Annotated in this window: 7 protein-coding genes; 4 read left to right on the top strand and 3 right to left on the bottom strand. The window is 43.5% G+C overall.

Annotated elements, in window-relative coordinates; all coding sequences use genetic code 11:
* On the top strand, positions 1-382 hold a 382-nt coding region (locus HZC12_02615; GenBank protein ID MBI5025622.1), incomplete at its 5' end, for a hypothetical protein.
* A gap of 20 nt (positions 383-402) precedes the next feature.
* Here HZC12_02615 and HZC12_02610 read toward each other — a convergent pair.
* From HZC12_02610 to HZC12_02600, 3 genes are all read right to left on the bottom strand, one after another.
* On the bottom strand, positions 403-801 hold the full coding sequence (locus HZC12_02610; protein ID MBI5025621.1) for a DUF3568 family protein: 399 nt from the start codon (positions 799-801) through the stop codon (positions 403-405).
* A gap of 97 nt (positions 802-898) precedes the next feature.
* Positions 899-1,720: a ParB/RepB/Spo0J family partition protein gene (locus HZC12_02605; GenBank protein ID MBI5025620.1), complete on the bottom strand. Its 822-nt coding sequence runs from the start codon at positions 1,718-1,720 to the stop codon at positions 899-901.
* 114 nt (positions 1,721-1,834) lie between these two features.
* Complete coding sequence (locus tag HZC12_02600; GenBank protein MBI5025619.1) at positions 1,835-2,629, bottom strand: ParA family protein; 795 nt, start codon at positions 2,627-2,629, stop codon at positions 1,835-1,837.
* A gap of 113 nt (positions 2,630-2,742) precedes the next feature.
* Here HZC12_02600 and HZC12_02595 point away from each other — a divergent pair, with 113 nt between their 5' ends.
* From HZC12_02595 to HZC12_02585, 3 genes are all read left to right on the top strand, one after another.
* Entirely contained in the window at positions 2,743-3,384 is a 642-nt protein-coding gene (locus HZC12_02595) for an orotidine 5'-phosphate decarboxylase (GenBank protein ID MBI5025618.1), read from the top strand.
* Positions 3,385-3,684: 300 nt separating this feature from the next.
* Positions 3,685-4,251 (top strand): SIS domain-containing protein, encoded by a 567-nt coding sequence (locus HZC12_02590; GenBank protein MBI5025617.1) that lies wholly within the window; start codon positions 3,685-3,687, stop codon positions 4,249-4,251.
* 183 nt (positions 4,252-4,434) lie between these two features.
* Complete coding sequence (locus HZC12_02585; protein ID MBI5025616.1) at positions 4,435-4,833, top strand: ACT domain-containing protein; 399 nt, start codon at positions 4,435-4,437, stop codon at positions 4,831-4,833.
* Positions 4,834-5,485: the final 652 nt, after the last annotated feature.

Here is a 5,485-nt window from a genome sequence, read left to right as displayed (position 1 = left end):
GATTGCAGTGGATGCAAAGTCTCTTATTAATGTAGTTGATATGCCCTCTCAGGGAAACTTTATTGTTCCATCCACAATAAGCCGCGGCCCTTTGACAATTGCTATATCTACAAGCGGCACAAGCCCTGCTATGGCAAGGGCTATAAGGGGAGAGCTTGAAAAGCTTTACGGCACAGAGTTTTCCAGGCACCTCATCTTCTTAAAAAAGATCCGCACAAGGGCATTGAAGGAGATTAAAGACAAAGAAGCAAGAGCGCAGTTTTTAAAAGACCTTGCATCGGACAGGATATTAAAAAGGCTCCGCAGGGGAGACCTCAGGGCCATAAAAAAAGAAATTATTGCTAAATTAAAATCCTGTTCGATACAGATTCAGCATTTTTAGCTCTATTGAACAGGCCTGAGTTATCTCAGGCCGAGGACTCTGGCTATCTCCTCATGAATTTGCTCTGATGCATCTCTGCTACCAAACATCCCGACCCTTATCCTGATAGATGTAACATTATTGCCTTTGTCTGCAAGCTTTATTATCACCTTTTGCCCATCTTTTCTGATAGCCTCTATGCTCCCCTTGCCAACGTCATTGACGCTGTGTGTCACATTTATGTTGAAATTTTTAAGTGCTGTATTTGTTGCATCCCATGCCGTACTGTAGGCAACGGGGTATTCCCTTATTAAGTCGCCTTCAAGATACAGATAAGTTCCAACTCCAGCTCCAACCCCTGCTCCCACAAGGACCATTGGACAGCCTGATGAAAATACAAAAGCAAAAATTAATACTACCAGTGAAACAACTTTTTTCATGCTACCTCCGAGTTTAAACATATTTAGAAAGGAATACCAGAATTTTAAAAAAATTACAAGGGGGATTTTCCCGTCAAAGCAAAGACATTTTCAACACCTAACCTAAGAGCACCTCAAGCAGCCTATCAAGCTCGTCGAGAGAATAATACTCTATCTCAATCTTTCCACCCTTTTTGCCTTTATGAATGAGCCTCACTTTTGTGCCGAGGTGTTGTATCAACTTTTCCTCGAGAGAGGCAACCTGGGGATCCCTGCGTTTAACGGTCTTGACTGGCCTTTCAAGCCTTTTAGACAGGGCCTCTGCTTCTCTAACGCTCAGGCCCTTTTTGATGATCTTTTTTGCTGCCTCTGTCTGCGCCCTTGCTCCATCCACCTGCAAAAGGGCTTTGGCATGCCCCATGCTTAGAGAGCCTTCTGCAATCCAGTTCTTGACTTCCAGAGGAAGCCTGAGTATTCTCAGGTAATTGGCAACTGTGGCCCTTTCCTTTCCAACTTTCTTTGAGAGGTCATCCTGAGTGAGGTTAAAGTCGCGCATAAGCCGGTTAAAGGCATCCGCAGTCTCAATTGGGTTCAGGTCTTCTCTCTGGATATTCTCAACAAGGGCAAGCTCAAGGGCTTCTGCGCGGGCTGCGTCTTTAACAAGGGCTGGAATTTTCTCAAGCCCTGCGATTCTGGCAGCCCTCAATCTCCTTTCGCCGGCTATGAGCCTGAAGGAGCCGTCATCTGCCCTTCGCACAATTACAGGCTGGAGAATGCCCTTCTCCTTTATTGATGCAGCCAGCTCTTTTAAAGCATCGTCCTTAAAAATCCTCCTCGGCTGATACTCATTAGGGATAATTTTGTCTATTTCAAGCTCTAATACTCCCTCAGTTTTTCCAGGGATAAGAGCTCCAAGCCCTTTACCCAAAGCCATTTTCATTGTCCATCCCTCCTTTGCAAGAAGTATTGTCAAAATTTAACCTTTTATCCTCTTTTTTCATGTAATTTCTGACATTACCTTTGAAAATAGTCCCCTCGAAATCGAGTCTACGATTTACGTCTCTATTATCTCTATATACTTTAGGTCATTTTCATTGTTCATTATCTCCTTTGCAACGGCTAAATAGCTCTGCGCACCCCTTGAACGCACATCATAAAGAATAGCAGGTTTTCCATAACTCGGGGCCTCACCCAGTATCACATTCCTCGGAATTACAGTCTTATATACTTTTTCCCCGAAATGCTTTCTCACCTCTGACTCAACCTGTTGTGAAAGGGTATTTCTTATATCAAACATTGTAAGCAGGATGCCCTCTATTTTAAGGGATGGGTTAAAAGAACCTCTCACAAGGTTAATCGTCCTCATCAAAAGCCCGAGCCCCTCAAGGGCATAGTACTCACACTGGACAGGCACCAGGACTGTGTCTGCCACAACAAGGGCATTCAGGGTCAAAAGGCTCAGTGAAGGCGGGCAATCAATAAAAATATAATCATAGTGACCTCTTATTGGCTCTACTGCATGTCTCAAAATCGCTTCCCTGTCTTTCCTGGCAACAAGTTCAACCTCAGCGCCAATAAGGTCAATGGTTGAAGGCGCAATACTCAGGTGTTTTAGCTTGCTTCCCAGTATTATCTCCTCCATGGCTTTTTTCTGGCTATATATGTCATAGAGGCTGCCATTTAAAGTTTCCCTGTCAATCCCAAGACCACTTGTGGAGTTTCCCTGAGGGTCTGTATCTATAAGAAGAATATGTTTTTCTGCGGCTGCTAAGGAGGCAGCAATATTGATGGCTATGGGGGTTTTTCCAACCCCACCTTTCTGGTTTGCTATAGCGATAACTCTACCCACTGTAATTTTTTACCATAAATTTAAAACTTAAAGCAAAGGAAAAGGGGCAAAATGTTCCACGTGGAACATTCGGTCTTGACACCCCTCGTCAATAGCACTAAAATTTGGCTAAGATGGCCCTTCTTCAAGTTGCCCTTGATTTATTAAGTATAGAGCAGGCGATTAAGGTCGCAGAAGCAGCCGTTGACTATGTGGATATAATTGAGGCAGGCACTCCGCTCATCAAATCCGAAGGCATCAGGGCAGTAGAGGCCCTCAGGGAGAATTTTGAGGAAAAAACGATTTTTGCAGACATGAAGATAATGGATGCAGGCGCATTAGAGGCGAGGATGGCCTTTGAAGCAGGCGCTGATATAGTAAGCATGTGCGCTCAGGCCTCAATAGAAACCATAACAGAGGCTATCGGGGAGACCAGAAGGTGGAATAAAAAGGCAGTGGTTGACCTCATAGGGTGCAGGGACTGGGTTTTGAGGGCAAAGGAATTAAAACATCTGCCAATAGATTGTTTCTGCCTTCATACAAGCCTCGATGAGCAGACTAAAGGCAAAAGGCCGTTTGAACGCCTTGAGGGTTTTGTAAGGGAAATGCATCTGCCGTACTGCATTGCAGGCGGGATAAAACCAGGGGATATCCCGCTTATAATGCCTTTTGGGCCTTCTATCATCATAGTAGGCGGGTATATCACAAAGGCTGAAAGCCCGGGAGATGCTGCAAGGAAGGTAAAAGAGGCAATTGAGAAAAGTAAACAGATTTAACCACATATGATTGCAAATAAAACCACAGCGACACGGTCGATGACTCGTAGAGCAGAGAGGCACTGAGAAAAAACTGAAATATGACACCACGAAGAGCACGAAGAACACTAAGTTCTTTAATTTTTCTTCGTGAACTTCGTGCTCTTTGTGGTTTAAAAAAATCATATCCTTTGTGTCTCTGTGCCTCAGTGGTTATATTATCTGTGAACTCTGTGTCCTCTGTGGTTTAAGTTGTGATAATACTTTGAAAAATCATAGGAGGAAAGGTCGAAGCGACTCTACGCGAAGACTCGCTACGAGATGAACTACTATCCTTTTATTTTAGGAAAGATCAAAGAAGTCACAGACAAAATTTCTGATAAGGATTTTGAGGCGTTTATCGATTTTATTCTCAAATCGCCAAGGATATACATAATCGGCGCAGGCCGTTCTGGCCTTGTTGCACGGGCTTTTGGCATGAGGCTCGTGCACCTGAAGAAAAAGGTCTTTATTGTTGGCGAGACCATAACTCCTGCCATGAGAAAGGGCGATGCCCTGATTGCTGTTTCTGGCTCTGGAAAGACCACATGGGTTGTTGAGACTGCAAAGGCATCAAAAGGGCTTGGCGGAAAGATAGGGGCGATCACATGGGACCCTGAATCTCCACTTGCAAAGCTTGCGGATGTGAGTGTTGTTATAAAGTCAGAAGCCCTGCCCAGAGAGGTAGCAGGCTATACAACAAGAGAGTTGATGGGCATTCCCCTGCCACCCCTCGGCTCTCTCTTTGAAATTTCAACCCTTATCTTCTTTGAAGCCTGCGTGCTCGAATTGATGAGCAAGCTCGGGATTGCTGAAGAGGAGATGAGGAAGATACACGCAAACCTTTAATGATTTGTTACATAATGTTCCACGTGGAACATCCTAACTATATATAAGTTTAAATGGTTCAAAAAGTTCAAAGTAGTTCAAAATTGTCCGCCTATTTTGAACTGCTTTGAACAATTTTAAACAATGTCGAACTATATTATTGTAAAATTGCAATCAAAATAACCTTAAATTAGGAGGTGCGGGATGGCAAAGGCAAGAAAATTAAAGCAAATCAGTTTTTCCATGCCCAATAGGGCTGGATTGCTTTCAGAGGTGACAGCGGCAATCGCAGGTGCAAAGGTCAATATCACCGCCATATGTGCCTACGAGATGGACAATAGCGCATATTTTATGCTGACCACTGACAGCATTGCAAAGGCTAAGAAGGCACTTGCTCCATTGGGAGTCGAGATTAAAGAAGAGGAGGTGGTTGCAGTAGAAATGTCGAACAAGGTCGGCGAATTACAGAAGGTCGCAAAAAGGATTGCTGATGCAGGCATCAACATAAACTATATGTACGGTACAACATCAACTGGTAAGTCTTCAACCGGTGTCTTTAAAACAGCAGATGATAAAAAGGCGATTAAAGTAATCAATAAGTAATAAAAATAATCACACGAGCTTTTGAAGCTCCCCGCAGTCCCGAAGTATCGGGACGGGGAATCTTCGAAATGTAAGGGATTATTATCTTTTATATTAGCTCGCTATGCATTTTCAAAACGATTTGAATCAGTCGGAGATCCGCTGGGGCGGAAAAGAACAGGCGGAATGGATTTGCGTTATTTTCAACAATGTGGAACACAAAAGCTCAAGAGCTGGGATTTATACCCAAGCATAGGTAAGATAAAGAGTCCCTTGGACAGCTTAAATATTAAAAAGGAGATGAAACCTGACGAAATTTGTCAAATTAAGTAGTTATCTGGCTTTTCAGCCAGAGTTGGGATAAACGAAATACTTCGTCTACAATCCCAAAACTGGACAAAAAGCGAAATATTTCGGATATGAACGAGATAAGTGGTCATCGGCTTCTCAAGAAATGCCCTTCGGGCACTTCCGCCAGCCGCTAGCCCGTTATACGAAACCCACCAATAAAGTGATTAATGATGAAAGAAGATTTTGAATCTGCACGACAAAAGTATAAGCCGGAGGTAATTAAACTCCTTCTTATTGCAGAGGCACCGCCAAAGCTTGAATCAAAGCGATTTTTCTTCTTTGAGGATGTCCAAAATGGTGACAGTTTGTTCTTAGAGACCAT

The sequence above is a fragment of the Nitrospirota bacterium genome (genome assembly GCA_016214385.1).
GTDB lineage: Bacteria > Nitrospirota > Thermodesulfovibrionia > UBA6902 > JACROP01 > JACROP01.
Note: the sequence above shows the minus strand (reverse complement) of the source record. Positions and strands in the feature narration are given on the sequence as shown.

What these genes read in the sequence shown, in the direction of transcription:
- HZC12_02610 (MBI5025621.1), bottom strand. Translation starts at nt 801, where the DNA reads ATGAAAAAAGTTGTTTCACTGGTAGTATTAATTTTTGCTTTTGTATTT.
- HZC12_02605 (MBI5025620.1), bottom strand. Translation starts at nt 1,720, where the DNA reads ATGAAAATGGCTTTGGGTAAAGGGCTTGGAGCTCTTATCCCTGGAAAA.
- HZC12_02595 (MBI5025618.1), top strand. Translation starts at nt 2,743, where the DNA reads ATGGCCCTTCTTCAAGTTGCCCTTGATTTATTAAGTATAGAGCAGGCG.
- HZC12_02590 (MBI5025617.1), top strand. Translation starts at nt 3,685, where the DNA reads ATGAACTACTATCCTTTTATTTTAGGAAAGATCAAAGAAGTCACAGAC.
- HZC12_02585 (MBI5025616.1), top strand. Translation starts at nt 4,435, where the DNA reads ATGGCAAAGGCAAGAAAATTAAAGCAAATCAGTTTTTCCATGCCCAAT.